This window comes from Gordonia neofelifaecis NRRL B-59395, assembly GCF_000192435.1.
Lineage (GTDB): Bacteria > Actinomycetota > Actinomycetes > Mycobacteriales > Mycobacteriaceae > Gordonia > Gordonia neofelifaecis.
This window is the reverse complement of sequence record NZ_AEUD01000006.1, coordinates 112,096-135,937: the sequence shown is the minus strand read 5'-3', so window position 1 is coordinate 135,937 and position 23,842 is coordinate 112,096. Positions and strand designations below refer to the sequence as shown.

The 23,842-nt window shown below is 67.1% G+C and carries 27 protein-coding genes; 19 read left to right on the top strand and 8 right to left on the bottom strand.

What is annotated here, in order from left to right; all coding sequences use genetic code 11:
- The first annotated feature begins 25 nt into the window (after positions 1-25).
- Entirely contained in the window at positions 26-1,159 is a 1,134-nt protein-coding gene (locus tag SCNU_RS09145; protein WP_009679080.1) for an NAD(P)H-dependent flavin oxidoreductase, read from the top strand.
- A gap of 4 nt (positions 1,160-1,163) precedes the next feature.
- Here the strand turns inward: SCNU_RS09145 and SCNU_RS09140 are convergent, their stop codons facing one another.
- Together SCNU_RS09140 and mrf are read right to left on the bottom strand one after the other, a co-directional pair.
- Positions 1,164-1,433, bottom strand: coding sequence for a type B 50S ribosomal protein L31 (locus tag SCNU_RS09140; protein ID WP_009679079.1), 270 nt, complete (start codon positions 1,431-1,433; stop codon positions 1,164-1,166).
- Positions 1,430-2,719, bottom strand: coding sequence for a ribosome hibernation factor-recruiting GTPase MRF (mrf, locus tag SCNU_RS09135; RefSeq protein ID WP_009679078.1), 1,290 nt, complete (start codon positions 2,717-2,719; stop codon positions 1,430-1,432). The genes SCNU_RS09140 and mrf overlap by 4 nt, the downstream gene beginning before the upstream one ends.
- A gap of 100 nt (positions 2,720-2,819) precedes the next feature.
- Here mrf and rpmB point away from each other — a divergent pair, with 100 nt between their 5' ends.
- The 4 genes from rpmB to rpsR are packed head-to-tail and all read left to right on the top strand — an operon-like array spanning position 2,820 to position 3,719.
- Positions 2,820-3,056 (top strand): 50S ribosomal protein L28, encoded by a 237-nt coding sequence (gene rpmB, locus SCNU_RS09130; RefSeq protein ID WP_009679077.1) that lies wholly within the window; start codon positions 2,820-2,822, stop codon positions 3,054-3,056.
- Positions 3,053-3,223 (top strand): 50S ribosomal protein L33, encoded by a 171-nt coding sequence (gene rpmG, locus SCNU_RS09125; RefSeq protein ID WP_202945096.1) that lies wholly within the window; start codon positions 3,053-3,055, stop codon positions 3,221-3,223. The genes rpmB and rpmG overlap by 4 nt, the downstream gene beginning before the upstream one ends.
- Positions 3,223-3,528, top strand: coding sequence for a 30S ribosomal protein S14 (gene rpsN, locus SCNU_RS09120; protein ID WP_009679075.1), 306 nt, complete (start codon positions 3,223-3,225; stop codon positions 3,526-3,528). The genes rpmG and rpsN overlap by 1 nt, the downstream gene beginning before the upstream one ends.
- Entirely contained in the window at positions 3,528-3,719 is a 192-nt protein-coding gene (gene rpsR / locus SCNU_RS09115; RefSeq protein ID WP_009679074.1) for a 30S ribosomal protein S18, read from the top strand. Before rpsN ends, rpsR begins: the two co-directional genes overlap by 1 nt.
- A 14-nt stretch (positions 3,720-3,733) precedes the next feature.
- Here the strand turns inward: rpsR and SCNU_RS09110 are convergent, their stop codons facing one another.
- From SCNU_RS09110 to SCNU_RS09100, 3 genes are read right to left on the bottom strand one after another with little or no spacing between them, the layout of a single operon-like run.
- On the bottom strand, positions 3,734-5,254 hold the full coding sequence (locus SCNU_RS09110) for an AMP-binding protein (protein WP_009679073.1): 1,521 nt from the start codon (positions 5,252-5,254) through the stop codon (positions 3,734-3,736).
- A gap of 4 nt (positions 5,255-5,258) precedes the next feature.
- Positions 5,259-6,371, bottom strand: coding sequence for an acyl-CoA dehydrogenase family protein (locus tag SCNU_RS09105; protein WP_009679072.1), 1,113 nt, complete (start codon positions 6,369-6,371; stop codon positions 5,259-5,261).
- A gap of 27 nt (positions 6,372-6,398) precedes the next feature.
- Positions 6,399-7,580 (bottom strand): acyl-CoA dehydrogenase family protein, encoded by a 1,182-nt coding sequence (locus SCNU_RS09100; protein WP_009679071.1) that lies wholly within the window; start codon positions 7,578-7,580, stop codon positions 6,399-6,401.
- Positions 7,581-7,703: 123 nt separating this feature from the next.
- On the opposite strand from SCNU_RS09100, the gene SCNU_RS09095 reads away from it, so the two are divergent.
- The 12 genes from SCNU_RS09095 to SCNU_RS09040 all read left to right on the top strand — a co-directional run bounded on the left by SCNU_RS09095 (position 7,704) and on the right by SCNU_RS09040 (position 19,455).
- Complete coding sequence (locus tag SCNU_RS09095) at positions 7,704-7,898, top strand: ferredoxin (protein WP_009679070.1); 195 nt, start codon at positions 7,704-7,706, stop codon at positions 7,896-7,898.
- Positions 7,899-7,982: 84 nt separating this feature from the next.
- Positions 7,983-8,873: a 3-oxoacyl-ACP reductase gene (locus tag SCNU_RS09090; protein ID WP_009679069.1), complete on the top strand. Its 891-nt coding sequence runs from the start codon at positions 7,983-7,985 to the stop codon at positions 8,871-8,873.
- 96 nt (positions 8,874-8,969) lie between these two features.
- Positions 8,970-9,734 carry an MlaE family ABC transporter permease gene (locus tag SCNU_RS09085; RefSeq protein ID WP_040518083.1) on the top strand — a complete coding sequence of 255 codons (765 nt, stop codon included), beginning with the start codon at positions 8,970-8,972 and terminating at the stop codon, positions 9,732-9,734.
- Positions 9,735-9,737: 3 nt separating this feature from the next.
- Positions 9,738-10,589 carry an MlaE family ABC transporter permease gene (locus SCNU_RS09080; protein WP_009679067.1) on the top strand — a complete coding sequence of 284 codons (852 nt, stop codon included), beginning with the start codon at positions 9,738-9,740 and terminating at the stop codon, positions 10,587-10,589.
- 4 nt (positions 10,590-10,593) lie between these two features.
- Complete coding sequence (locus tag SCNU_RS09075) at positions 10,594-11,778, top strand: MCE family protein (RefSeq protein WP_009679066.1); 1,185 nt, start codon at positions 10,594-10,596, stop codon at positions 11,776-11,778.
- Positions 11,771-12,826 carry an MCE family protein gene (locus SCNU_RS09070; protein ID WP_009679065.1) on the top strand — a complete coding sequence of 352 codons (1,056 nt, stop codon included), beginning with the start codon at positions 11,771-11,773 and terminating at the stop codon, positions 12,824-12,826. Before SCNU_RS09075 ends, SCNU_RS09070 begins: the two co-directional genes overlap by 8 nt.
- Before the next feature lie 8 nt (positions 12,827-12,834).
- Positions 12,835-14,076, top strand: coding sequence for an MCE family protein (locus SCNU_RS09065; protein WP_009679064.1), 1,242 nt, complete (start codon positions 12,835-12,837; stop codon positions 14,074-14,076).
- Between the two features lies 1 nt (position 14,077).
- Positions 14,078-15,334, top strand: a complete 1,257-nt coding sequence (locus tag SCNU_RS09060) for an MCE family protein (RefSeq protein WP_009679063.1) — start codon at positions 14,078-14,080, stop codon at positions 15,332-15,334.
- Positions 15,334-16,587: an MlaD family protein gene (locus tag SCNU_RS09055; RefSeq protein WP_009679062.1), complete on the top strand. Its 1,254-nt coding sequence runs from the start codon at positions 15,334-15,336 to the stop codon at positions 16,585-16,587. The genes SCNU_RS09060 and SCNU_RS09055 overlap by 1 nt, the downstream gene beginning before the upstream one ends.
- Entirely contained in the window at positions 16,587-18,011 is a 1,425-nt protein-coding gene (locus SCNU_RS09050) for an MCE family protein (RefSeq protein ID WP_009679061.1), read from the top strand. Before SCNU_RS09055 ends, SCNU_RS09050 begins: the two co-directional genes overlap by 1 nt.
- Positions 17,975-18,850 (top strand): prolipoprotein diacylglyceryl transferase, encoded by an 876-nt coding sequence (locus tag SCNU_RS09045; protein ID WP_009679060.1) that lies wholly within the window; start codon positions 17,975-17,977, stop codon positions 18,848-18,850. Before SCNU_RS09050 ends, SCNU_RS09045 begins: the two co-directional genes overlap by 37 nt.
- Positions 18,850-19,455, top strand: coding sequence for a hypothetical protein (locus SCNU_RS09040; RefSeq protein ID WP_009679059.1), 606 nt, complete (start codon positions 18,850-18,852; stop codon positions 19,453-19,455). The genes SCNU_RS09045 and SCNU_RS09040 overlap by 1 nt, the downstream gene beginning before the upstream one ends.
- A gap of 168 nt (positions 19,456-19,623) precedes the next feature.
- Here SCNU_RS09040 and SCNU_RS09035 read toward each other — a convergent pair whose 3' ends face one another.
- Complete coding sequence (locus tag SCNU_RS09035) at positions 19,624-21,078, bottom strand: aldehyde dehydrogenase (RefSeq protein WP_009679058.1); 1,455 nt, start codon at positions 21,076-21,078, stop codon at positions 19,624-19,626.
- 97 nt (positions 21,079-21,175) lie between these two features.
- Entirely contained in the window at positions 21,176-21,481 is a 306-nt protein-coding gene (locus tag SCNU_RS09030; RefSeq protein WP_040518080.1) for an antibiotic biosynthesis monooxygenase family protein, read from the bottom strand.
- Between the two features lie 48 nt (positions 21,482-21,529).
- Between SCNU_RS09030 and SCNU_RS09025 the strand changes: the two genes are divergently transcribed.
- Complete coding sequence (locus SCNU_RS09025; RefSeq protein WP_009679056.1) at positions 21,530-22,324, top strand: alpha/beta fold hydrolase; 795 nt, start codon at positions 21,530-21,532, stop codon at positions 22,322-22,324.
- Here the strand turns inward: SCNU_RS09025 and SCNU_RS09020 are convergent.
- Entirely contained in the window at positions 22,307-23,185 is an 879-nt protein-coding gene (locus SCNU_RS09020) for an HhH-GPD family protein (RefSeq protein ID WP_175284093.1), read from the bottom strand. The genes SCNU_RS09025 and SCNU_RS09020 overlap by 18 nt on opposite strands.
- Here SCNU_RS09020 and SCNU_RS09015 point away from each other — a divergent pair.
- Positions 23,184-23,801 (top strand): carbonic anhydrase, encoded by a 618-nt coding sequence (locus SCNU_RS09015; protein WP_009679054.1) that lies wholly within the window; start codon positions 23,184-23,186, stop codon positions 23,799-23,801. The two genes, SCNU_RS09020 and SCNU_RS09015, sit on opposite strands and share 2 nt — an antisense overlap.
- The last annotated feature ends 41 nt before the right edge of the window (positions 23,802-23,842 follow it).

The following is a 23,842-nucleotide window of genomic DNA, read 5'->3' as shown; positions in this document are numbered from 1 at the left end:
ACACCCTTCTACGACAAGGACATTGATGAAGACCCCATTGTGTGAGCGGTTCGGGATCGACTACCCGATCTTCGGCTTCACCCCCAGCGAGGAAGTCGCCGCGGCCATCAGTCGCGCGGGAGGCCTCGGCGTGCTCGGCTGCGTGCGGTTCAACGAGCCGGAGGAACTCGACGCGGTCCTGGAGTGGATGCATGAGAACACCGACGGCAAGCCCTTCGGTGTCGATGTGGTGATGCCGGCGAAGATTCCCACCGAGGGATCGAAGGTCGACCTCGACGCGATGATTCCGCCGGAGCACCGGGCGTTCGTCGAACGCACGCTGGACGATCTCGGCGTTCCGCCGCTGCCGGACGGCGGCGATCGCGTGAACACCGGTGTGCTCGGCTGGCTCCACTCGGTGGCGCGGTCGCACGTCGACATCGCGATGGAGCACACCCGCAAGTACGGCCAGATCAAGCTGATCGCGAACGCCCTCGGCTCGCCGCCGGAGGACGTGATCGGAATCGCGCACGACAACGGTGTCGCGGTTGCGGCGCTGGCCGGTGCCAAGGAGCACGCTCTGCATCATCTCGAGGCGGGCGTCGACATCGTCATCGCGCAGGGCTACGAGGGCGGCGGGCACACCGGTGAGGTGACCTCGATGATCCTGTGGCCCGAACTGGTCGACGCGGTCGGCGATGCTCCCGTCCTCGCTGCGGGCGGCGTCGGCAGCGGCAGGCAGATCGCCGCGGCCGTCGCCCTCGGTGCGCAGGGCGTGTGGATGGGTACCTACTGGCTCACCGCCGCCGAATACAACCTCGGCGCGCACAAGCCCGGCGAGCCGTCGACTGTTCAGCAGGCGCTGCTCGCCGCGACCTCGCGGGACACCGTGCGGCGACGTATCTACTCGGGTAAGCCCGCGCGTCTGCTCAAGACGGCGTGGACCGACGCCTGGGACGCCCCGGGCGCTCCCGATCCGCTGCCGATGCCGCTGCAGAACCTGCTGGTCGGCGAGGCTCACGCCCGCATCTCGGCCTCCGACGATCCGAAGGTCGTGGCCATGCCCGCCGGTCAGATCGTCGGCCGCTGCAACGAGATCACGCCGGTCGAGAAGCTGATCGACGGGCTGGTGACGGAGTACAAGGACGCCGTCGCGCGAATGAACGCGACGCTGGAATAGACGCCTAGCTCGACGGCTCCCGGCCGTATCGCCGGTTGAATCGCTCGACTCGGCCCTCGGTGTCGACCAGTCGTCGTGTGCCGGTCCAGAACGGATGCGAATCGCTGGTCACGTCGACGGTGATGAGCGGGTACGTGTTCCCGTCGGTCCACTCGATCGTGGGGTGCGCCGGGTCGAGCGCGGCGGCCGCAGTCGACCGGGTGAGGAATGCGGCGCCGGTCGCCGCGTCTCGGAACACCAGGGGCCGGTAGTCGGGATGGATGCCGGGTTTCATCTGTCTTCTCCTTCAGTCTGATCCACCTGGACGGAGCGGTCGGTGGACTCGAAGTCGTCGCACGGGTCTCGATGCTCGGTGCCGAACGGCGACGGCAGATTCGCGAGGAAGTCCGGGCCCAGCGCCAGTTCCGCATCGGTCACCAGCGCGTCGTCGAAGGCCGCGCGGATCTGGTCGGGCGCCGCCCGATGGCACAGCACGGTGACGCTGGAGTGGCGATCGCCGTAGACGTCGTCCCAGTGCAGGGCGGCCATCGCGCGGTGCTCCGGATCGGCGGTTCCCTCCGGGGACGCGGCGAGCCAGCGGCCCACTCGGCGGATGCCGAGTGCGCCGCCCGCGGATTCGAGCCACAGGACATCGTCGGGGTTCGCCGCGATCCACAGGCGTCCCTGCGCGGTGACGACGCCGTCGAGCAGTGCGTCGAGCGCAAGGTGCAGACGCTCCGGATGGAAGGGCCGAGCGGCCTCGACGGTGATCAGTTCGACACCGCAGTCGCCGTCGAGGTCGGGTCGGCCCGCGAGCAGCGGGTCGAACGGTCTGCGCGGCACGCCGTGCGGGGAATGCCTCGTCCCGGAGCCGAGCGCGCCCGCCATCAATGCCGTGTCGAGTCGCTGGAGGCTGTTCAGGGTTCGCATGCCCGCGCCGGGGGCCAGGCGGACCAGCACGGCGTGCAGTCGCGCGAGATTCCATGCGCCACCGGTGGAGTCGGCACGTTCGACGATGACTGTGTCGGCGAATCTCACCTGTCCGACGGCGACCTGCGCGACTGTCCGCTCGTCTTCGTCAACGGAAAGGCCCGCCTCGGCGAGAGTGATGTCGCCGGTGGCCTCATCGAGCCATCGACCGGCGTCGACGCCGCACACCGTGTGGGTGAGGCTGACGTCGTCGCCCGCGGCCGCCGGTGCCAGTCCGGGCACATCGACCACCGTCTGCCGGACTTCCAGGGCCACGTTCTCCGGTTCGACCACCGGGTCGAGCGCCACCACGATCCGGGCCACGCCGGGTTCCCGGTGGAGTACCCGGAGGAGCGGCAGCAGATCCAGGCGCAGAGTGCACGACACGCAGCCGTGCTCGAGTTCGACGTCGTCGAGGCTGAAGCGATCGTGCCCGTCGAGGTCGATCCGGTGAACCGACCGGGTGACGCGGCCGCGTCCGACGTCGCGGAGATCGTGGCTGACGATCGCGGTTCCCGGAGCGGCGAGGGCGTGGGCGATCCGGGCGGAGACGGTGCGATCCAACCCGGTGACCAGGGTCAGCGGAGTGCGATCGAGGTGTGCCGGAGTCATCGCGAATCATTCCTTACTTGTAATGGTTTTCATTAATTCCGAATCTCACTGTAGCGTGACATCCGGAATTGTTGCGAATCATTACCGATAAGGAGTTGTCGTGGCAGCACGATGTCAGGTGACCGGCAGGGTCCCGGGATTCGGGAGGCAGGTCTCGCATTCACATCGGCGGACGTCCCGCCAGTGGCGGCCGAACCTGTTCCGGAAGACGTACTGGGTGCCGTCGCTCTCGCGGAACGTCACCCTGCGGGTGAGCGCCAAGGGGATCAAGGTGATCGACCGCGACGGCATCGACGCCGCGGTCGCCCGAATCCAGCGACGAGGGGAGCGGATCTGATGGCGAAGAGCACCGACATCCGGCCGGTGATCAAGCTCCGCTCGACCGCGGGGACCGGCTACACGTACGTGACGCGGAAGAACCGGCGCAACGATCCGGACCGGATGGTGCTGCGCAAGTACGACCCGATCGTCCGTCGGCACGTCGAGTTCAAGGAGGACCGCTGATGGCGAAGAAGTCGAAAGTGATGCGGAACGAGCAGCGTCGGGCGGTCGTCGAGCGATACGCCGAGCGTCGGAGTGAGCTGAAGCGGATCATCGCCGATTCGACCGCCGAGCCCGCCGTACGCCGCGCGGCGCAGGTGGAGCTGTCGAATCAGCCCCGGGATGCGAGTGCCACCCGCCTTCGGAACCGGGACGTCGTCGACGGCCGCCCGCGCGGCCACCTTCGAAAGGCGGGCGTGTCCCGTATCCGTTTCCGGGAGATGGCCCACCGCGGCGAACTGCCCGGCATCGCGAAGGCGAGCTGGTGATGCGGGACGAGCGGCGGCACCGAGTCGATCCGCATCTCACCTTCGACTACAAGGACACCGAGACGCTGCGCCGGTTCCTCACCGACCGCGGTCGTATCCGCAAGCGGTCGGTGACCGGACTGTCCGTTCAGCAGCAGCGCCGTCTCGCGACCGCGATTCGCAATGCGCGCGAGATGGCACTGCTGCCGTGACGGTGACGGGAGTGCTACCGCCGCTTCGGATGCCAGGTCGGCTCGCCGAGTGAAGCGGCCAGCGCGGCGCGGGCGGTCTTGAAGGTCGCCGTCTCGGGCTGGGTGTCGGCGAGCCAGACCGTCGTCGGCCACTGCTTCGGTCCGAGGTCCGACTGGGCTTCGAGGAACTCCACGAGCGAGTCCTCGGAGAGTCCGGGCGCCACCAGCACCGCGCCCACGGTGTCGCCGATCTCGTCGGGGATCCCGAGAACCGTCGCCTCCGACACCAGCGGATGCCGGAGCAGGATCTGCTCGATGGGGCGGGTTCCCAGGTTCTCGCCGTCGACTCGGAGCCAGTCCCCGATGCGGCCCGCGAAGTGGACGTATCCGCCGTCGTCGACCCATCCGAGGTCGCCGGTCCGGTACATGCCGCCGCGCAGTCGTTCGGCGGTGGCCGCCTCGTCTCCGTAGTAGCCGTCGAAGAGGCCGCCGCCGGAGGTGTTGACGATCTCGCCGATCTCGCCGACCGCGACCGGTTCGAGGGTGTCGGGGTCGACGACGGCGTTGGGGGCCGTCAGCGGTCCCAGCGCGTCGTCCGGCGTGTCCGGCGTCCGGGTGATCGAGACGCCGCCTTCGGTGGATCCGAAGCCGTCGACCACACGGGCGCCGAAGCGGCGATGGAACTCGGCGCGGTCCGCGGCGCCGGCCTCGTTGCCGTAGACCAGGCGCAGCGTGCTCTGCGCGTCGTCGTCCCGCTCGGGGGTCGCGAGCACGTAGTGCAGCGGTTTGCCGACGTAGTTCGCGTAGGTGATCCCGTAGCGGCGGACGTCGTCGCAGAAGCCGCTCGCCGAGAACTTCTTGCGCAGCACGATCGACGCGCCCGCGGCGACGGCGACCGACCAGCCGGCGATCAGTGAATTGGAGTGGAACATCGGCATCGACAGGTAGGCGACGTCGCTGCGGTCCAGGCCGAATCGCCCGGCGAGCATCACGCCGGGCGCCGCGAACTTCCGCTGACTGCACCGGACCGCCTTCGGGTCGCCGGTGGTGCCCGAGGTGAAGATCAGCATCAGCAGATCGTCGGGGTGCACCTCACCCGGGACGAAGTCGTCCGGCGACGCCGCTTCGAGCAGTGCGGTCCACTCCGGACCGTCGACATTGAGAGTCGGCACAGAATTGTCGTTCGGGAGCAGATCGGCGGTCTCGTCGGAGACGATCACGAGCTGGCAGTCGGATCGGACGACGTCGGCGGCCAGAGCGGCACCTCGGCGGGTGCTGTTCAGTCCGACGATCACGAACCCGCCCAGCGCGGCCGCGCCGAACAGGTAACTGAACTCGGGGGTGTTCGGCAGCAGCACGCCCACGTGGGCGGGCCGCGCCGGATCGAGACGCCCGCGCAGGGCCGCGCCGCGCCGTCTGCTGGCGGCGAGGTGATCGCGCCAGGAGACGAAATCGCCTTCGAAGTGCATCCCGCGGTCGGTGACCTCGTTCAGCGGGGTGAGCAGTTCGGCGAGGCTGCGGGCGTCGGTCACTGCGCCCAGGGTCGGTGCGGTCATCCGCTCAGGCCTTCACGGTCAGCAGGTCGCCGAGCTCGTCGAGCACCACGGGCGCGCTGCCCAGGGTGAACTCGTTCTGCTTGGCGCGCAGGAAGTAGCGGTGCACCGGATGGCTGGTGTCGAGTCCGACGCCGCCGTGCACGTGAACGGTGGTGTGCGCGACGCGATGCCCCGCTTCGGCGGCCCAGAACTTGGCGGTTTCGACCGCGGCGGTGGTCTCGCCGTCCTCCGTCTCGGCGAGCCCGGAGAGCAGCCAGGCAGCCTGAGTGACGGTCAGCGACAGCGCCTGGACGTCGATGTATCCATCCGCCAGACGCTGGGCGACCGCCTGGAACGAGCCGATCGGGCGATTGAACTGCTCGCGTTCGCGGGCGTACTCGGCGGTGGCGTCGAGCGCCGCGGCGACGGTACCGGCCTGGTCGGCGCTGACCGCGAGGCGCAGCAGATCCAACGCCTGTGCGACCGTCGCCGCCCCGCCGTCGAGGATCTCGGTCGGTGCGACGTCGACGCCGTCGAACTCGACGAGGTAGACCGGCGTGAGTCCGGTCGCCACGGATTCGGTGATCGTCACCCCGGGTCGGTCGGCCGGCACCGCGGCCAGCACCGGACCGGCGGAGCCTGCCGCGACGACCAGGAGCACGTCGGCGGCGGCCGCGAACGGCACGTTGACCTTGACGCCGGTGAGCCCGGCGTCGTCGAGCACGGTGCGCGGTGCTGCCGCGTCGAAGTTGCCGTCCTCCTCGACGGCTGCGGTGAGCACCTTCTCGCCGGCGACCGCGGCGGCGAGAAGCGCCGAGCGCAGGTCGTCGGACGCATGTGCGGCGAGCAGTGGAACGCCGGCCAGCGCGTGCGGACCGAACGGCACTCGGGCGAGGCCGCGGCCGAGTTCGGTTGCGACGGCGACCGTCTCGAGCGTCGTCAGGTCGGCGCCGTCGGCCGATTCGGGTGCGGCGAGGCCGAGCAGCCCGGCTCCGGCGAGCTCGCTCCAGAGCCGCTGGTCGATCGGTGCGCGATCGGATTCGAGTTCGGCGACCCGTTCGGCGGGGCTGATGCGGTCGACGATGTCGGCGGTCAGCTTCTGCAGGTCGGTGGCCGCTTCGGTGGGGGTGAAGTCCATGTGTCTGGTCCTTGTCTGGGCGGCGGGTCAGCGCCGGGCCGGCGGAAGCTTGAGTGCGAGCATGCCGATGATGTCGCGCTGAATCTCGTTGGTGCCGCCGCCGAAGGTGAGGATCAGCGACGTGCGCGAGAAGCGCTCCAGGCGGCCGAGCAGGTGGGCACCGGGGCTGCCGTGGCGCAGCGTCGCGGTGGGGCCGACCACCTCCATCAGCAGTCGGTAGGCCTCGGTCGCGAACTCGGTGCCGAAGACCTTGGTGGCCGAGGCGTCCGCGGGCGACGGCGATCCGCCGGAGGCGGCGATCGATGCGATCTTCCAGTTGACCAGCTTCAGGAACTCGACCTTGGCGTGGACGCGGGCCAGATTCGCACGCACCCACGGCTGATCGATCAGCTTGCGGCCGTCGACCTCGGTGGTGGCGAACGCGATCGTCTCCCGCAGTGCGGTCTGGATCGGTGCGGCGCTGCAGAGTGCGACGCGCTCGTGGTTCAGCTGGTTCGTCACCAGCGACCATCCGCCGCCCTCCTCGCCGACCCGGTTGGTCACCGGGATGCGCACGTCCTGGTAGTAGGTGGCAGAGGTGTCGACGCCGGCCATGGTGTGCACCGGCGTGTACGAGAAGCCCTCGGCGGTGGTCGGCATGATCAGCATCGAGATGCCCTTGTGCTTGGACGCCTCGGGATCGGTGCGGCACGCCAGCCAGACATAGTCGGCGTAGGGGATCAGCGAGGTCCACATCTTCTGGCCGTTGACGACATACTCGTCGCCCTCCTTGACCGCGGTGGTGCGCAGGGCCGCGAGGTCGGTGCCCGCGCCCGGTTCGGAGTAGCCGATGGAGAAGTGGAGGTCGCCCGCGGCGATCTTCGGCAGGAAGAACTTCTTCTGCTCGTCGCTCCCGTAGTGCATGATCGTCGGCGCCACCGAGTTGATCGTCAAGAACGGGACGGGTGCGCCCGCGATTGCCGCCTCGTCGGTGAAGATCAGCTGATCCATCATCGAGCGGTTCGCGCCGCCGTACTCGGTGGGCCAGCCCAGGGCGAGCCAGCCGTCTTGACCCATCTGGCGCACGACGTCGCGGTACGCGTCGCCTTCGCCGAGTTCTCCGTCACCGCCGGTGAGCGCCGCTCGCCGCTCGGGCGTCATCAGTCCGTCGAAGTACGCGCGAAGTTCGCGCCGGAGCTGCTCTTGTTCCTGCGTGTAGGCGATCTGCATGGCTCTCCCGCCGTTGCCGTTTCCCAATCGGGGCGCAATACTGCTTCCCTAGTATTGAAACACGTTCTAACGTGTAGGACGCGAGCCCGTCAACTGTCCGGGTCGCCAGCGGAGGAGGAATTTATGCACATCAAATGCGATTTCGATCTGTGCGAGTCGAATGCCGTCTGTGTCGGCATGGCTCCCGACGTCTTCGAGCTCGATGACAACGACTACCTGGTGATTCTCGCCGACGACGTCGCCGAGGCCCGTCGCGAGGAGATGCGGCAGGTGGTGGCCAGCTGCCCTCGTTCGGCATTGTCTATCGTCGACGACTGACAACACTGATTTCCCGATCGGCTGGATGGTCCGACGGATGTGTGTTAGAACATGTTCTAGTTTTGTTGCGTTGAAGGGATCGAAGTGAGTCAGTCGTTGGACGGTCGGGTAGCAGTCGTCACCGGTGCCGGTGCGGGTCTGGGTCGCGCAGAGGCCATCGGCCTCGCGCGTGACGGGGCCACGGTCATCGTGAACGACCTTCAGCAGGCACTCGACTCCAGCGATGTCTTCGCGGAGATCGCGGCACTCGGCGGCAAGGCCGTCCCGGTGGCGGGCGACATCGCGGACTCGGCCACGGCGACCGAGATCATGCGCGTGGCCACCGAGGACCTCGGCGGACTGCACGTCGTGATGAGCAACGCAGGGATCACCCGCGACGCGATGCTCTTCAATATGACCGACGATCAGTGGGATCTGGTCCAGCGCGTTCATCTGCGCGGCCACTTCCTGCTGAACCGCAACGCCGCCGCACACTGGCGTGCCGAGTCCAAGGCCGCCGGGGCGCCGGTCTACGGTCGCCTCATCAACACCTCGTCGGAGGCGGCACTGCTCGGCGGCGCCGGCCAGGCCAACTACTCGGCGGCCAAGGCCGGCATCTCGATGCTGACGGTCTCCGCCAGCCGCGCGCTGGCCCGCTACGGCGCCACCGCCAACGCGATCTGCCCCCGAGCGCGCACCGCGATGACCGCGGACGTGTTCGGCGACGCTCCCGAGGGCAGCGTCGATCCGCTGTCGCCCGAGCATGTGGTGACCCTGGTCCGCTACCTTGCGAGCCCCGCGGCGCAGAATGTCTCAGGACAGGTGTTCGTCGTGTACGGGCCGAAGGTCAGTCTCATGGCCGCGCCGAGGGTCCAAGAGGTCTTCGCGGCCGACGGCGACCAGTGGTCGACCGAGGCCCTGGGCGACGCCATGTCGGGGTACTTCGCCGAGCCGGAGAAGGTCGGCACGTTCTCGGCGTCGGATTTGATGGATTAGCACGTATCTCTTTACAGTGTGTCGGCTCGGCTTGTAACGCTGAGCACAATTTTTGCGGCGTGATAGGTTGCCAGCATTGGAGCGGGAGGAGGGGCCTTGTCGAGTAAGCTCGCTGCCCCGATGAACGGAGTGGGGGAGTTCGTCTCCCTGGCGGTGGAGTCCGCACGGGAACTCTTCCGTCGCCCGTTTCAGTGGCGTGAAACCGTCGAACAGTCGTGGGCGATCGCCCGAGTGTCATTGGTCCCGACCCTGCTGGTCGCGATCCCCTTCACCGTCCTCGTCAGTTTCACGCTGAACATCCTTCTTCGCGAGATCGGTGCGCAGGACCTCTCCGGCGCCGGCGCGGCGCTCGGCACGATCACTCAGATCGGTCCGATCGTCACGGTGCTGATCGTCGCGGGAGCGGGGGCGACCGCGATCTGCGCCGATCTCGGCGCCCGGACCATCCGCGAAGAGATCGACGCGCTCGAGGTCCTCGGGATCAATCCGGTCCACCGGTTGGTGGTGCCGCGAGTCATCGCCTCGACCGGCGTGGCGCTGCTGCTCAACAGCCTCGTCTGCACGATCGGCATCGCGGGCGGCTTCATCTTCTCGGTTTACCTGCAGGACGTGAATCCCGGTGCGTTCATCGCCAACCTCACGCTGCTCACCGGACTCGGAGAACTGGTGATCTCCATGATCAAGGCCGCGCTCTTCGGCCTCTTCGCCGGACTCGTGGGCTGCTACCGCGGCCTCAACGTCAAGGGTGGAGCGAAGGGCGTCGGTGACGCCGTCAATGAGACCGTCGTCTACTCGTTCATGGCGCTGTTCGTCGTGAACGTGGTGGTCACGGCAGTCGGTCTCAAGGCGACGATGGGATAATCGATGGTTCTGCCAGGTACTACACGACTGCTCACTGCGCGCGTCGCTCTCAAACGCGCGGGTGAGGACTGGAACAAGATCGGCGATCAGGCTCTCTTCTACTGGGATGCCATCGCCTCGATCCCGCGCGCGATCCGTCTGTACAAGAAGGAGACGCTGCGCCTGATCGCGGAGATCTCGATGGGCACCGGCGCGCTCGCCATGATCGGCGGCACCGTCGTCGTGGTCGGCTTCCTGACGCTGTTCACGGGCGGCACCATCGCCGTCCAGGGCTACAGTTCGCTGGCCAACATCGGCGTCGAGGCGCTCACCGGCTTCTTCTCGGCGTTCATCAACGTCCGCATCGCGGTTCCGGTTATCGCCGGCATCGCCCTCGCCGCGACCATCGGCGCGGGTGCGACGGCGCAGCTCGGCGCCATGCGGGTGTCGGAGGAGATCGACGCGCTCGAGGTCATGGCGATCTCGTCGGTGCCGTACCTGGTGAGTACCCGCATCGTCGCCGGACTGGTCGCGATCATCCCGCTGTACTCGCTCGCGGCGCTCGCGTCGTTCCTCGCCAGCCGGTTCGCGACGGTCGTCCTGTACGGGCAGTCGTCCGGCGTGTACGACCACTACTTCTCGACGTTCCTGATCCCGTCGGACATCCTGTGGTCGTTCGTGCAGGCGATCTGCATGGCCGTGGCGGTCATGCTCATTCACACCTACTACGGCTTCAACGCCTCCGGCGGTCCGGTCGGCGTCGGCGTGGCCGTCGGCAACGCAGTTCGCGCGTCGCTGGTCGTCGTCGTGGTCATCACCCTTCTCACGTCGCTCGCGATCTACGGCGCCGACGGCAAGTTCAATCTGGCGGGCTGAACGGATGGCGAAGAAGAACAGCAGGGGCTACAGCAACCGGACCCGGAAGCTCGCAGCCCTCATCATGGTCGGTGCGCTCGTCGGCATCGTCGCGCTCGCCTCGGGTCAGTTCCTGGGCTGGTTCTCCAGCACCAAGACCGTGACCCTGTTCGCGCCGCGCGCGGGTCTGGTGATGAATCCCGACGCGAAGGTCAAGCTGCGCGGCGTGGAGGTCGGTCGCGTCGCATCGGTGACGAGTGTCGGTGATCGCGCCGAACTGAAGCTCGACATGGCGGCGGACCAGATCGACCTGGTGCCCGCGAACGTCTACGCCGACATCAAGTCCAACACCATCTTCGGCGCCAAGGCGGTGAACCTGGTGGTCCCCGCGAGCGGACCGCAGGGGCAGCTCTCGGCGGGCTCGGTGATTCGTGCGGACCACGTGGTGGTCGAACTGAACACCGTGTACCAGCAGCTGGTGAACGTGCTCGCGGAGCTGCAGCCGGACAAGCTGAACGTCACGATCGGCGCGGTCGACGAGGCGCTGTCCGGACGCGGCAAGGCGATCGGCGACTCCCTGGTCCAGCTGACCGACATCCTCGGCAAGACCAACCCGCACCTGCCCGAGCTGAACCGGCTGCTTCGCGAGGGGGCCGGAGCGACGAACGTGTACGCCGACGCCATGCCCGACCTGATGCGCGTGGTCGACAATGCGACCGTCGTCGGCAATACGCTCGTCGACAATGCGTCCAACCTCGACGCACTGCTGATCAACGTGACCGGCATGACGAACACCGTCAACGGCGTGCTCACCGCGTCGAAGAAGAACCTGATCTCGACACTGACCGACCTGAACCCGGTCACCCGGCTGCTCGGTCGTCAGGCTCCCGGTCTGCGGTGCTTCATCACCGCCGCGTCCGATGCCACCGACATCGCGACGCCGCTGCTCGGCGGCCGCAACGGCATGCTGCTGCTGGACGCCGGCCTGATCCCCGGACAGGACCCGTACCGCTACCCGCAGGACCTTCCGGAGGTCCGCGGCGACGGTCCGCCGACTTGCCAGGCGGGTCTGACGGACGTCCAGTCCAAGGAGCACGTCCCGTTCTACGTCGTCGACAACGCGGCGACGCCGTACCAGCCGCGCACCACCCCGAAGGTGGAGTCGCGCAAGCTCTTCCAGTTGTTGTTCGGAGGTACACCTCGTGGATAGTCGCGCACGCGCATTCCGTGCGACGGTCATCAAACTCGGGGCCTTCGCCCTCGCCATGATTCTGGTCCTCGTCGGCCTGGTACTGGTGTTCAGCCGCTACCAGGGCGGCAGCAGCGACAAGTACTCAGCGCTCTTCACCAGCGCGTCGGCGATGAAGTCGGGCAGCGTCGTGAAGATCGCCGGCGTCGACGTCGGCGCGGTCAGCTCGGTGGAGCTGAACCAGGACAACATCGCGAAGGTGACGTTCACCGTCAACGACGACTACCGGCTCCCGAAGTCGGTGCAGGCGCTCATCCGCTACCAGAACCTGACCGGCGACCGGTACCTGGAACTGCAGCCCGGCACGGGCGACCTGAACCAGACATTGTCGTCCGGCGATCAGATCCCGCTCAAGCAGACCGAGCCGGCCCTGGACCTCGACAACCTGCTCGGCGGTTTCAAGCCGCTGTTCCGGACGCTCGACCCGAACGAGGTCAACCAGTTGACGTCGTCGCTGATCGCGATCTTCCAGGGACAGGGTGCCGGGCTCAACAAGCTGCTCGCCAGCACCTCGGAGTTCACCAACACGATCGCCGATCGCGACCAGCTGATCGGCAGCGTCATCGACAACCTGAACAAGACGCTCGGCACCCTCGAGGCGGACCACAAGGGTCTCGACCAGAGCGTCGACCGGATGCAGAAGCTGATCTCCGGACTGGCCGACGATCGCGAGATCTACGGTGAGGCGATCACCCAGGCAGGGCAGGCGACCACCGGCCTCGCCAGCCTGATGAGTGCCACCCGTCCGGACATCAAGGAGACGATCTCGGCCCTCGGCAAGACCAGCGAACAGGCGCTGAAGGCGGAGCCCTTCGTGCGCAACCTGCTCGGTCGGCTGCCCGGCGACTTCAAGATGCTGTCGAACCTCGGCAGCTACGGCGCCTGGCTGCAGATCTACTTCTGCCGCATCCGGCTGTTGCTGCCGGGACCGGGCAACACCCAGTACTACTTCACAGCCATCGATGCGATGGGTGACACGACCAAGGCCGGCGGGAGGTGTGCGAGTTGAGTGAGAGCGTGAACCCGGAGCCCGAGACTCCGGAAGCGGAGCCTGAGCCGAAGCCGTTCGCTCGCGCGGGCCGCCCCAAGTACCAGGTCGGCATCATCGGCGTGCTGATCACGGCGATGGTCGTGATCATGGCGATGCAGATGGATCGCCTGCCGTACCTGTCCCAGATCAGCACGTACGGCGTCTACTTCGACGACGCGGGCGGTCTGGTCACCGGCGATGTCGTGCTCGTCGCAGGCGTCAACGTCGGCACCGTCGAGGGCATCTCGCTGGAGGACACGGACGAGGGGCTGAAGGCCAGGGTCGACTTCCGGCTGAACGACACCGTCGTGATGGGCGACCGCACGCGGGCCGCGATCAAGACCGAGACCGTGCTCGGCCGTCGGAACCTCACCATCACACCGATCGGCACCGGTCGGATCAAGCCGGGCGAATCGATTCCGGTGGACGCGACGGTCTCGCCGTACTCGCTGTCGGACGCACTCGAGGATGCGACCACGACGCTCGCGACCACGGACACCGACCAGCTGAACAAGGCGTTGGAGACGCTCACCGAGACCTTCTCGAAGACGCCGGCCAACGTGAGCGGCGCCGTCGAGGGCGTGAGCCGGCTGTCGAAGGCCATCGCCGACCGCGACAACGCGCTGAGCGAACTGCTGCGGCGGGCCCGAGGCGTCACCGAGGTCGTCGGTCAGCGGAGCAACCAGATCCGCGACATGCTGGTGGATGCGAACGCGCTGCTCGGCGAGCTGAACATCCGTCGCGAGGCGCTGCGTCAGGTGATCAAGGGGACCAAGGACGTCACCGCGGAGATCACCGGTTTCATCGAGGACAACAACGAGCAGCTCAAGCCGGTGTTGGACAAGTTCAACCGGGTGCTCGACATCCTGAACGACAACGAGGACAACTTCGGCAAGGCGATCGACAATCTCGGTCCCTATGCCAACATCCTCGGCGAGGCGGTCAGCTCGGGTCCGTACTTCTCCTCGCTCGTCGGTCTGCCGACTTTCGGCGCCTACATGGGCACCTTCATGAAGGTCCTCGAGCGGAAGTACCCGGAAGCGGCGAAGTACTTCTACGAGTACTCGGGTAACCCGATCTTCCCGAAGAACTGGCAGCAGGGACCAGATGCGGGGGCACCCGACGTGGGTCGCCCGTCGCCGAAGCGTCAGTACCCGACGGTGATTCCGCAGCAACCGCAGAACAATGAGCAGCTGAATCCGAGCCAGCGACACGGAACGGGGGGCTGACGTGGGTATCTCGAAACGCGTATGGGCGATCATCGCCGGAGTGGTCGTGATCGCACTGCTCGCCGTCGGAGTGTTCTTCGGGGTGCAGAAGGCCACCACCCGGACCATCACGGCCTACTTCCCGTCGGCCAGCGGCTTGTACAGCGGCGACCCGGTCCGTGTGATCGGCGTCAACATCGGCAAGGTCTCGGACATCGAGACCCGCCGCGGCGACGTCAAGATCACGATGCGCATCGACAAGAACACGCCGATCCCGTCCGACGCACGCGCGGTGATCGTCGCGCAGTCGCTGGTCTCCGGACGGTTCATCCAGCTGACGCCCGTGTACAGCAAGGGCGATCAGCTGCAGGACGGCGATTCGATTCCGATGGAGCGGACCGCCGTTCCGATGGAATGGGACGACGTGAAGAAGCAGCTCGACGAGCTGACCAAGGCGGTCGGACCGAAGGGCGCCGAGCCGGGCACCGCGGCGGACGCCATCGACGTGATGGACCAGAACCTCTCCGGCAACGGCAAGGCGATCGCCGACTCGATCAAGCAGATGTCGACGGTGATGGGCACGCTCTCGGACAATCGGGACGACGTCTTCGGCACCATCAAGAGCCTGCAGAAGCTGACCGAGGCGCTGTCGACGAGTCACGAGCAGCTCGTTCAGTTCAACGGCCGGATGGCCAGCGTCAGCGATGTGCTGGCGGGAAGCAGCGACGACCTCGGCGACGCGATGACCAACCTCAATGAGGCGGTCAGCGAGCTCGAAGGCTTCCTCGGCACCAACAGCGGTGTGGTGACGTCGACGATGGGCAAGCTGGCGCAGTTGACCGGCACGCTCAAGAAGAAGGACGAGCAGCTCCGCGGCCTGCTGCACTCGGCGCCGAACCAGCTGGCGAACTTCTTCAACATCTACAACCCGCTGACCGGTTCGCTGGACGGCGTGTTCGGTCTCGGCATGGGCAACAACCTGATCTCGCTGCTGTGCGGTTCCATGGAGGCCACCGCGCGGCCGGGCGACACCGAGAAGGACATCGAGAAGTGCGTCGACCTGTTGGCGCCGGTGATGAAGGACATCGTGGTGAACTATCCGCCGTTCCTGGCGAATCCGGTGATCGGCCGGACCGCGACGCCGGATCAGATCACCTACCAGAACAACGACGTGAAGCAGCGTGCCCGGGAGGGCGTGGTGGAGCGTGACTCGGCCAGCCGCAAGGCGGCGCCGGACGGGTTGGGCAAGCTGCTGGTGCCGTTCGGAGGTGAGGGGTGATGGCGTCGAAGAAGACGGTGGCCGTGTTCGCGGCCGCGTGCCTGATCGCCGTGCCGGTCACCGCGGGCTGTAGCTCCAACACCATCTCGACGGTCTCCGCCGTCGGCGCGGCCGGAACGAGCTCGGACGCCTACCGGATCACCGCGATGATCCCGTCTGCCGCCGGCCTGGTCCGGAACGCGCCGGTCATGATGCACGACGCGACCGTCGGCAGCGTCGGTGACATCACCATCGACGACTGGAGCGCGAAGGTGACGCTCCGGCTGAACGGCGACGTGAAGGTGCCGGTCGGCTCACATGCGATGATCGGTATGACGAGTGTCCTGGGCTCGTCGCACATCGCGATCGTGCCGCCCGAGCACCCGACCGGTCAGTACCTGGCCCCCGGCGGATCGCTGGCCCTGCCGAACTGCCCGGAACAGCAGAATCTCGCGCAGACCGACGCCAAGAAGGTTCCGGACATCACCTCGGCGCAGACCGTCGATCCGTGCATGTACCCGACCACCGAGCAGGTGCTGAGTTCGCTGTCGGTGGTGCTCAACGGTGGCGGGCTGTCGCAGATGGGCGACGTGGTCCACGAACTGGATCAGATCGTCGGCGGCAACGAGGGCACCCTCAAGAGCCTCATCCCGCGGTTGAACGTCCTGGTGTCGGACCTGAACTCGCAGACCGAGAACATCATCAGCGCGATGGAGGGCCTCGACCGGCTGTCGGCGACGATCAATCGGCAGACGCCGACCGTGCAGCGCGCGCTGGAGAGCGGTCCGAAGATCCTGCAGTTGCTCGTCGATCAGCGAAAGAATCTGACCAGCGCGATGGACGGTGTCGGCAAGCTGTCGAAGACCGCCAACGACGTGCTGAAGGCGAACAGCGACGACATCAAGACGATCGTCCCGAACATGCGTGAGCTGCTCGACCAGCTGTCGATGACGGGTCCGGCGCTGACCAACTCGCTGCGTATCCTGCTGACCTTCCCGTTCGTCGAGGAACAGATCCCGACCATCGTCAAGGGCGACTACGTCAACTCCGACCTGGTGCTCGACCTGACGTGGAACCGGCTCGGCAAGACCATGCTGGCGTCGGTCACCGCGACAGGACCGGAGACCATCGTCGGCAAGCCCGCCGGCGGTTCCAAGAAGGGTGCAGACCCGTTCTCGGCACCGCTGAAGAAGGGCCCGACAGAGCGTAAGCAGTCGAACCCGGCGAATCCGTCGCCGCTCGATCTGCTTCCGAAGATTCAGGGCGGGAACTGATGAAGATCACGCATTTCGTTCGTGTGCAGCTGATCATCTTCAGCATCGTCACGGTCATCTCTATGGTCGCGATGGCGGTGTTCTACATCCGGCTGCCGCAGATGTTCGGGATCGGCACCTACAACGTGACGCTCGAGATGCCGGTGACCGGCGGCCTGTACGAGAACGCCAACGTCAGCTATCGCGGCGTGGACGTCGGCAAGGTGACCGGGGTGCAGCTGACCCCGACGGGCGTCTCCGCGAGCCTGACGATCGACTCGGGCACGGACATCCCGGCGAACTCCGCCGCGTCGGTGCGCAGCGTCTCGGCCGTCGGCGAGCAGTTCGTCGAGTTCACCCCGCCCAAGGACCCTTCGAGCGACAACATCGGCGACGGCGCGACGGTGCAGACCGACGACGTCCCCGTCGAGATCTCGTCGATGCTCGATCAGGCGGACGCACTGCTGAACCAGGTGAGCGACACCAAGCTGCGGTCGGTGATGGACGAGGCGTTCACCGCCTTCAACGGGACCGGCGAGGAACTGCAGCGGCTGATGGACTCGATGGTGCTGTTCGTCGGTGAGCTGAACAAGAACGTCGACACCACCATCGCCCTGGTCGATCAGGCCGGTCCGATCCTGGCGACCCAGAACCGGACCGCCGACCAGATCCGGTCGTGGACCAAGGACCTGACGACGGTGACCGATCAGCTTCGGGCCAGCCGCCCGGACATCACCGACGTGCTGGCGAAGGGGCCGGGCGTGGCCTCGCAGGCGCAGAAGCTGTTCGAGGACATGAACGAGTCGTTCCCGCTCGCCATCTCGAACCTCTCGGTGGCGGCGCGGACTCAGGCGGTGTATCTGCCGAATCTGCAGCAGACCATCGTGCTGTACCCGCGTGTGTTGTCGGCGCTGATCACCGCGATCAACTCCGGCTCCAACCGGCACGGTCCCAACGTGAACTTCACGCTCGGCTTCCAGGACCCGCCGACCTGTACTGTCGGGTTCATGCCGAGCGACCAGTGGCGCTTCCCGTCAGCACAGGATGCGCGGGACCTGCCTTCGGGTCTGCTCTGCCGACTCCCGCAGGATGCGCAGTCCTCGGTTCGCGGCGCACGCAACTTCCCGTGCGTCGAGTACCCTGGCCGCCGCGCTCCCACCCCTGCGGAATGCAAGACCGGCTTCGTCCCGTCCGACAAGGACAACGTCGCCTTCCCGAACGGTCTGCCCGGCACGAATCTGCCGAAGCAGCCCGCGGGACGGGTGGTCCCCGGCACCCCGACGGATTACGATTCGTCGCCCGCCGTCTACGCGACCACCTACGACCCCGAGACGGGGCAGTTCATCGGACCCGACGGAAAGACCTACGTGACTGACGCGAGTCAGAAGACACAGGGCCAGAAGAAGCAATGGTACGACCTGATCACGAAGACGGTGGAGTCCTGAACTCCCCCGAAGACAGCAAGCCCGACGACGGCCGGCCGGAGTCCGACCGCCCCGAGGCCGGCCGGCCCGAGGCGGTGGTCCGCCGATCGAGCCCGCTGAGCGGACGCCGGAAGAAGGCCCCGCAGCCGGCCGCCGAGCCGGAGACGGCCGAGGTCCCGGACGAGGACGCTGAGCCTGCTGAGGCCGAGCAGCCTGAGGCGGAGTCGGCACCCACCGAGGTGGAGCCCACCGAGGTGGAGCCCACCGAGGTGGAGCCCGACGCGGACGAGGTGGCACGGAACGCCGCGTATCGCGAGCGTCGTCGCAACAAGTCGGTGGTGCGCAAGTCCGCGCGCGACGACGTTCGGTCCGGCTCGCGGCTGACGATCATCGCGGTGGCGCTGACCGCACTCGTGGTCGTCGTCGGCGTCGTGCTGTCTGCGGTGTTCGGCTACCAGTACTACAAGATCGAACAGCAGCGGGAGTGGCGGGCCGAATACTCGACGTTCGCTCAACAGATGGTCGTGTCGATGAGCACGCTGGATCCCGACAACGCCGATCAGATGTACAAGAACGCGATGGAAAAGACCAGCGGTCGTGCCAAGCAGATGTTCCAGGAGAACATGAAGCAGGTCGCCGACATGGTCCGCAAGGGCGACATGGTCACCAAGACCACGATCGTCGCCGACGCGGTCTCGAAGGCCGACGAGGACGAGGGCTCGGTGCTGGTCGTCTACGCGTGGGAAGGCCATCCGAAGAACGACAAGAAGAACGTCGAGTCGACGACCTTCCGCGCGCGGGTGGACATGACGCGGATCAACGGTGAGTTGAAGATGACGTACTTCGATTGGGTGGCGTGATGAGTCGAGTGCAGCGATGGCTGCTGCCGGTGCTGGCGTTGGTCGTGGTGTTCGTCGTCGGTGCGACGATCGCCCTCGGCGTCATCTATGCGAATGCGGCAGCCGAAGAACGGGCCAGGGACTCGGCGCAGTCCGCCGCCCAGACCTACGTTGTCGACATGTTCTCGTGGAATCCGAAGAACGTCGACCAGCACATCAACACGACGATGGGTCGTCTCACCGGCGGTGCGCAGAAGGACTACCAGTCGCACATCGTCGAGCAGAAGGTGGCCGAGGGCGTCAAGCAGCAGGGCGTCTCGACGGCCGTGACGGTGCAGGGTGCGGGCGTCATGGAGAACACCCGCACCACCGCCAAGGTGCTGCTCTTCATCAACCAGTCGTCGACGCGGAACGACGTGTCGGAGGTGCAGGTCGACAAGAGCCGACTGATCTTCGGCATGGAGAAGCAGGGCGACGACTGGAAGATCAACCAGATCGACATCCTCGACGACGACAACCTCGCTCAGCACATGCAGTCGGGCGACGGCACGCCGCCGTCGAACGCGGTGCCGATCCCCGGTGCACCCGCCCCGTCCCAGGCGCCGGAGTCGACTCCGGCAGGTTAGTTCTTCGATAGACCGGAAGCATCCGCTCCCTCGACCTGCATCCGCGGCAGTCCCGACTGCCGCGGATGCGAGTCGGGGGAGCGTTTGTCGTGGTCAGGAGCGGCCACGGAGGAAAAGGCGCCCGCCTCCGGGGTGATTCGGAGGCGGGCGCCGGCTCATGGGAGGGGTTTACGAGGTGTAACCCATCGGCATCAGGATGGCCTTGTGCTCGAGATAGCTCTCGAGGCCCTCACGGCCGTTCTCGCGGCCGATGCCCGACTTCTTGTAGCCGCCGAACGGCGACGACGGGTCGATGGCGTACCAGTTGATGCCCATGGTTCCGGTGCGGATCTGCTTGGCGACCTCGACGCCCTTGTCGACGTCCGCGGTCCACACGGAGCCGGCGAGGCCGTAGTCGGAGTCGTTGGCGATGGCGATGGCCTCGTCGAGGTCGTCGTAGGCGATCACGCTGATGACCGGGCCGAAGATCTCTTCGCGGGCGATCGTCATGTCGTTGGTGACGCCGGTGAAGATGGTCGGTCCGACGAAGTTGCCGGTGCCGATCTCGGGTGCGGGCACCTCGAGGACGGCGGTCGCACCTTCGGCCTTGCCCTTGGCGATGTAGCCGGTGACCTTCTCGTGCTGTCGGTCGTTGATGATCGGACCGACCTTGGTCTCCGGATCGTCGGGCAGGCCGGGGGTGAAGGTGGAGGCGACGGCGACCATCGCATCGACGACCTCGTCGTGCTTGCTGCGCGGGACCAGGACCCGGGTCTGGGCGACGCAGGCCTGGCCGGAGTTGAGGATGCCGGAGAACACCAGCATCGGAGCGCTGGCGGCGATGTCGGCGTCGTCGAGCACGATCGCCGCAGACTTGCCGCCGAGTTCCAGCGAGCAGCGCTTGAGCTGATCGCCGCAGCGCGCGGCGATGGCACGACCGGCCGCGGTGGAGCCGGTGAAGGTGATCTTGTCGACGCCGGGGTGCTCGACGAGCGCCTGGCCGGTCTCGACGCCGCCGGGGACGATGGAGATGACGCCCTCGGGAACGCCCGCGTCGGTGAAGATCTCGGCGAGCAGGTTCGCGTTGAGCGGAGTCTCCGGTGCGGGCTTGAGGACGATCGAGCAACCGGCGGCGAGTGCCGGGCCGAACTTGTTGCAGAAAAGGAACAGGGGGACGTTCCAGGCGATGATCGCACCGACCACTCCGACCGGCTCGCGGACCACGAGTGACTCACCGAACAGACCGGTACGCTTCTCTTCCCACTCATACGCGTCGGCGGCGTCGGCGTAGCCGTTCAGGACGCCGGTTCCGGCCAGTTGCTGGAGGGTTGCGACGTCGCCGGGGGTGGCGCCCATCTCGGCCGACACCAACGCCCCGATCTCGGCGCCGCGTTCGTTGATGAGCTCGGCCGCGCGACGGATCACCGCAGCTCGCTGGGCCGGCGGGGTGTTGCGCCAGACTCCGGAGTCGAACGACTCGCGCGCGGCGCGCACCGCGTTGTCGACGTCCACGTCGTCGGCCAGCGGGACCGAGCCCACCTTCTCGCCGGTGGCGGGGGAGAACACCTCGAGCACCTTCGACGAGTGGGGTGCGACCCACTTTCCGCCGATGTAGAGCTGAGTGGTCTCGATGGGCTCGGTCATGCGTGCTCCTAGTATCGGGGGACCGTTTCCTCGATACTAGAACACGTTCTAAAACGCTGCCAGGGCTTGCTGTGAAATCCGGCGCTCGATTCCGGCGTCAGGCTTTCGGTGCGACGTCCAGGACGACCTCGAACTCGAGGAGATTCGCACCGGACGCGACCGGCTTGCGGTCGCTCTTGTGTGCGGCGCGCGCGTCGCCGCCCGCCCACGCCTCGTAGCTGGCGTCGTCCTCCCACTGGGTGACGACGAAATAGCGGTCCTCACCCTTGACCGGGCGGAGGAGCTGGAAGCCGAGGAAGCCCGCGGCCCCTTCCACCACGCCCGCGCGCGCGGCGAAGCGCTTCTCGAGTTCGGGCCCCGCGCCCTCCGGGATCTGGATCGCGTTGATCTTCACAATTGCCATGCGATCCAGCGTACTGACGCGCGACCCACGCGATTAGGGTCGATAGTCGTGATCGGACTTCTCGACTACGGCGGCCGCGACCGCGAGGACGGCGGCTTCGGCGCCATCGTGCTGCTGCACGGGCTGATGGGCCGCGGTCGGACCTGGCGCAGGCAGATCCCGTGGCTGCGCCGATACGGCAGGGTGTTCACCTTCGACGCCGCTTATCACCAGGGGGCGTTCGACCACGGAATCGTGCCGGCCGCGGAGGAGATCGCCACCGAACGATTCGTCGCCGACGTCGGGGAGTTGATCACCTGGATAGACCGCGGGCCGGCGGTGCTCGTCGGTCACTCGATGGGCGGCCTGCACGCCTGGTGTACCGCGGCGCAGTTCCCCGAACTGGTCAGTGCGCTCGTCGTCGAGGATATGGCGCCCGACTTCCGCGGGCGAACCACCGGCGATTGGACGCCGTGGTTCGCGAGCTGGCCCGACCGCTTCGACGGGCTCGACGAGGCGGTGGCGATGTTCGGTGAGGTGGCCGGCCGCTACTTCTACGAGGCCTTCGACGACGGACGGCTCCACGGCAGTATTCCGGTGTGGGGAGCGATCGCCGAGGAGTGGGGCACTCGCGACTTCTGGGCGCAGTGGGATTCGGTCCGGGTTCCGTCGCTGCTCGTCGAGGCGGAGTTCACGGTGACCCCGCCGGGGCAGATGGCGGCGATGGCCGCGCGCGGCGGGCAGGCACGACACCCGCAGTCGGCCTACCTGAAGGTCCCGGGTGCCGGCCACCTCGTGCACGACGATCGCCCCGAGGTCTATCGCGGCGCGGTGGAGGCGTTCCTGTCAGGCCTCGCCCGCTAGACAGAAGAGCCCGTCGGAGGTGATCTCGATCAGACCGTCGACGAGCAGCGAGTCCAATGCTCGATCGCGCTGCGCGGTGTCGCGGGTCCACGCCAGGTCGAGGCGAGCCCGTTCGACGGGTCCGGTGCGGCCCCGCAGCACGTCGAGAAGCAGTCCGCGCACCTGTCGGTCCGTCCCGTCGTACTTCTGGGTCCGGCGCGGCGGCCCGTCGTGTGCGGGCTTGCCGAGTGCCACCCAACGGCAGGTGTCCACCAGCGGGCAGGCGTCGCAGAGCGGTGACCGGGCGGTGCACACCAGTGCGCCCAGCTCCATCAGCGCGGCGGAGAACTCGGGCGCGGTCTCGTCGTCGGGCAGCAACTGCCGGGCGTCGACGAGATCGCGTTTCGACGGATTGCCCGGCTGCTGCGTGCCGTGCACCGCGCGGGCGATCACCCGGCGGACGTTGGTGTCGACGACCGGCACCGACTGGCCGTAGGCGAAACAGGCGACGGCGCGAGCGGTGTAGTCGCCGATTCCAGGCAGTCCGAGCAGGGTGTCGACGTCGTCGGGCACCGCGTCGTCGTGCTCGGCAGCGAGGACACGCGCGCATTCGTGCAGCCGCATCGCACGGCGCGGATAGCCGAGCTTCCCCCAGGCGCGGACCACTTCGCCGGTCGTCTCGGCGGCCATCGCCGACGGCACCGGCCACCGCTCGACCCATGTCTGCCAGGGACCGACGACCCGGGCGACCGGCGTCTGCTGCAGCATGATCTCGCTGATCAGGATCTGCCAGCCGGAGATGCCGGGTTCGCGCCACGGAAGCGGTCGCCGGGCGCGGGCGAACCAATCCAGCAGAATCTGCGGTGGCATACTTGTGTTCATGGAGAACTTAACCCCGGCGCAAGCATGGCAGGTCATCAAAGAGGGAAACGAGCGATTCGTCGCAGGGGAGTCCATTCATCCGAACCAGAGTAGCGACCAGCGTGCCGCCCTCGTCTCGGGCCAGAAGCCGCACGTCGTGCTGTTCGGCTGCGGCGACTCGCGACTCGCCGCCGAGATCATCTTCGATCAGGGGCTGGGCGACATGTTCGTCGTCCGTACCGCCGGTCACGTGCTCGACGAGGCGGTGCTCGGAACGATCGAGTTCGGTCCGGACGTGCTCAACGTCCCGCTGATCGTCGTCCTCGGCCACAGCAGTTGCGGCGCCGTCGGCTCGACTCTCGACGCACTGGACAACAACACCCTCCCGAACGGCTACGTGCGGACCATCGTCGAGAAGGTGACGCCGAGCATCCTCGCCGGCCGCGCGGAGGGCATCACGGACTACTACCAGTTCGTCGGGCGCCACGTGAAGGAGACGGTCCACCTGCTGATGGATCGCAGCCAGATCATCGCCGACCGCGTGGAGAAGGGCACCCTCGCCGTCGTCGGCCTCAGCTATCGGCTCGAGGACGGCCAGGTGGAGTTCGTGGAGGCCGTCGGCGACATCGGCCAGTAGACGAATCCACGACACGCCGGTGAGCGTCGCACCGCTTGACA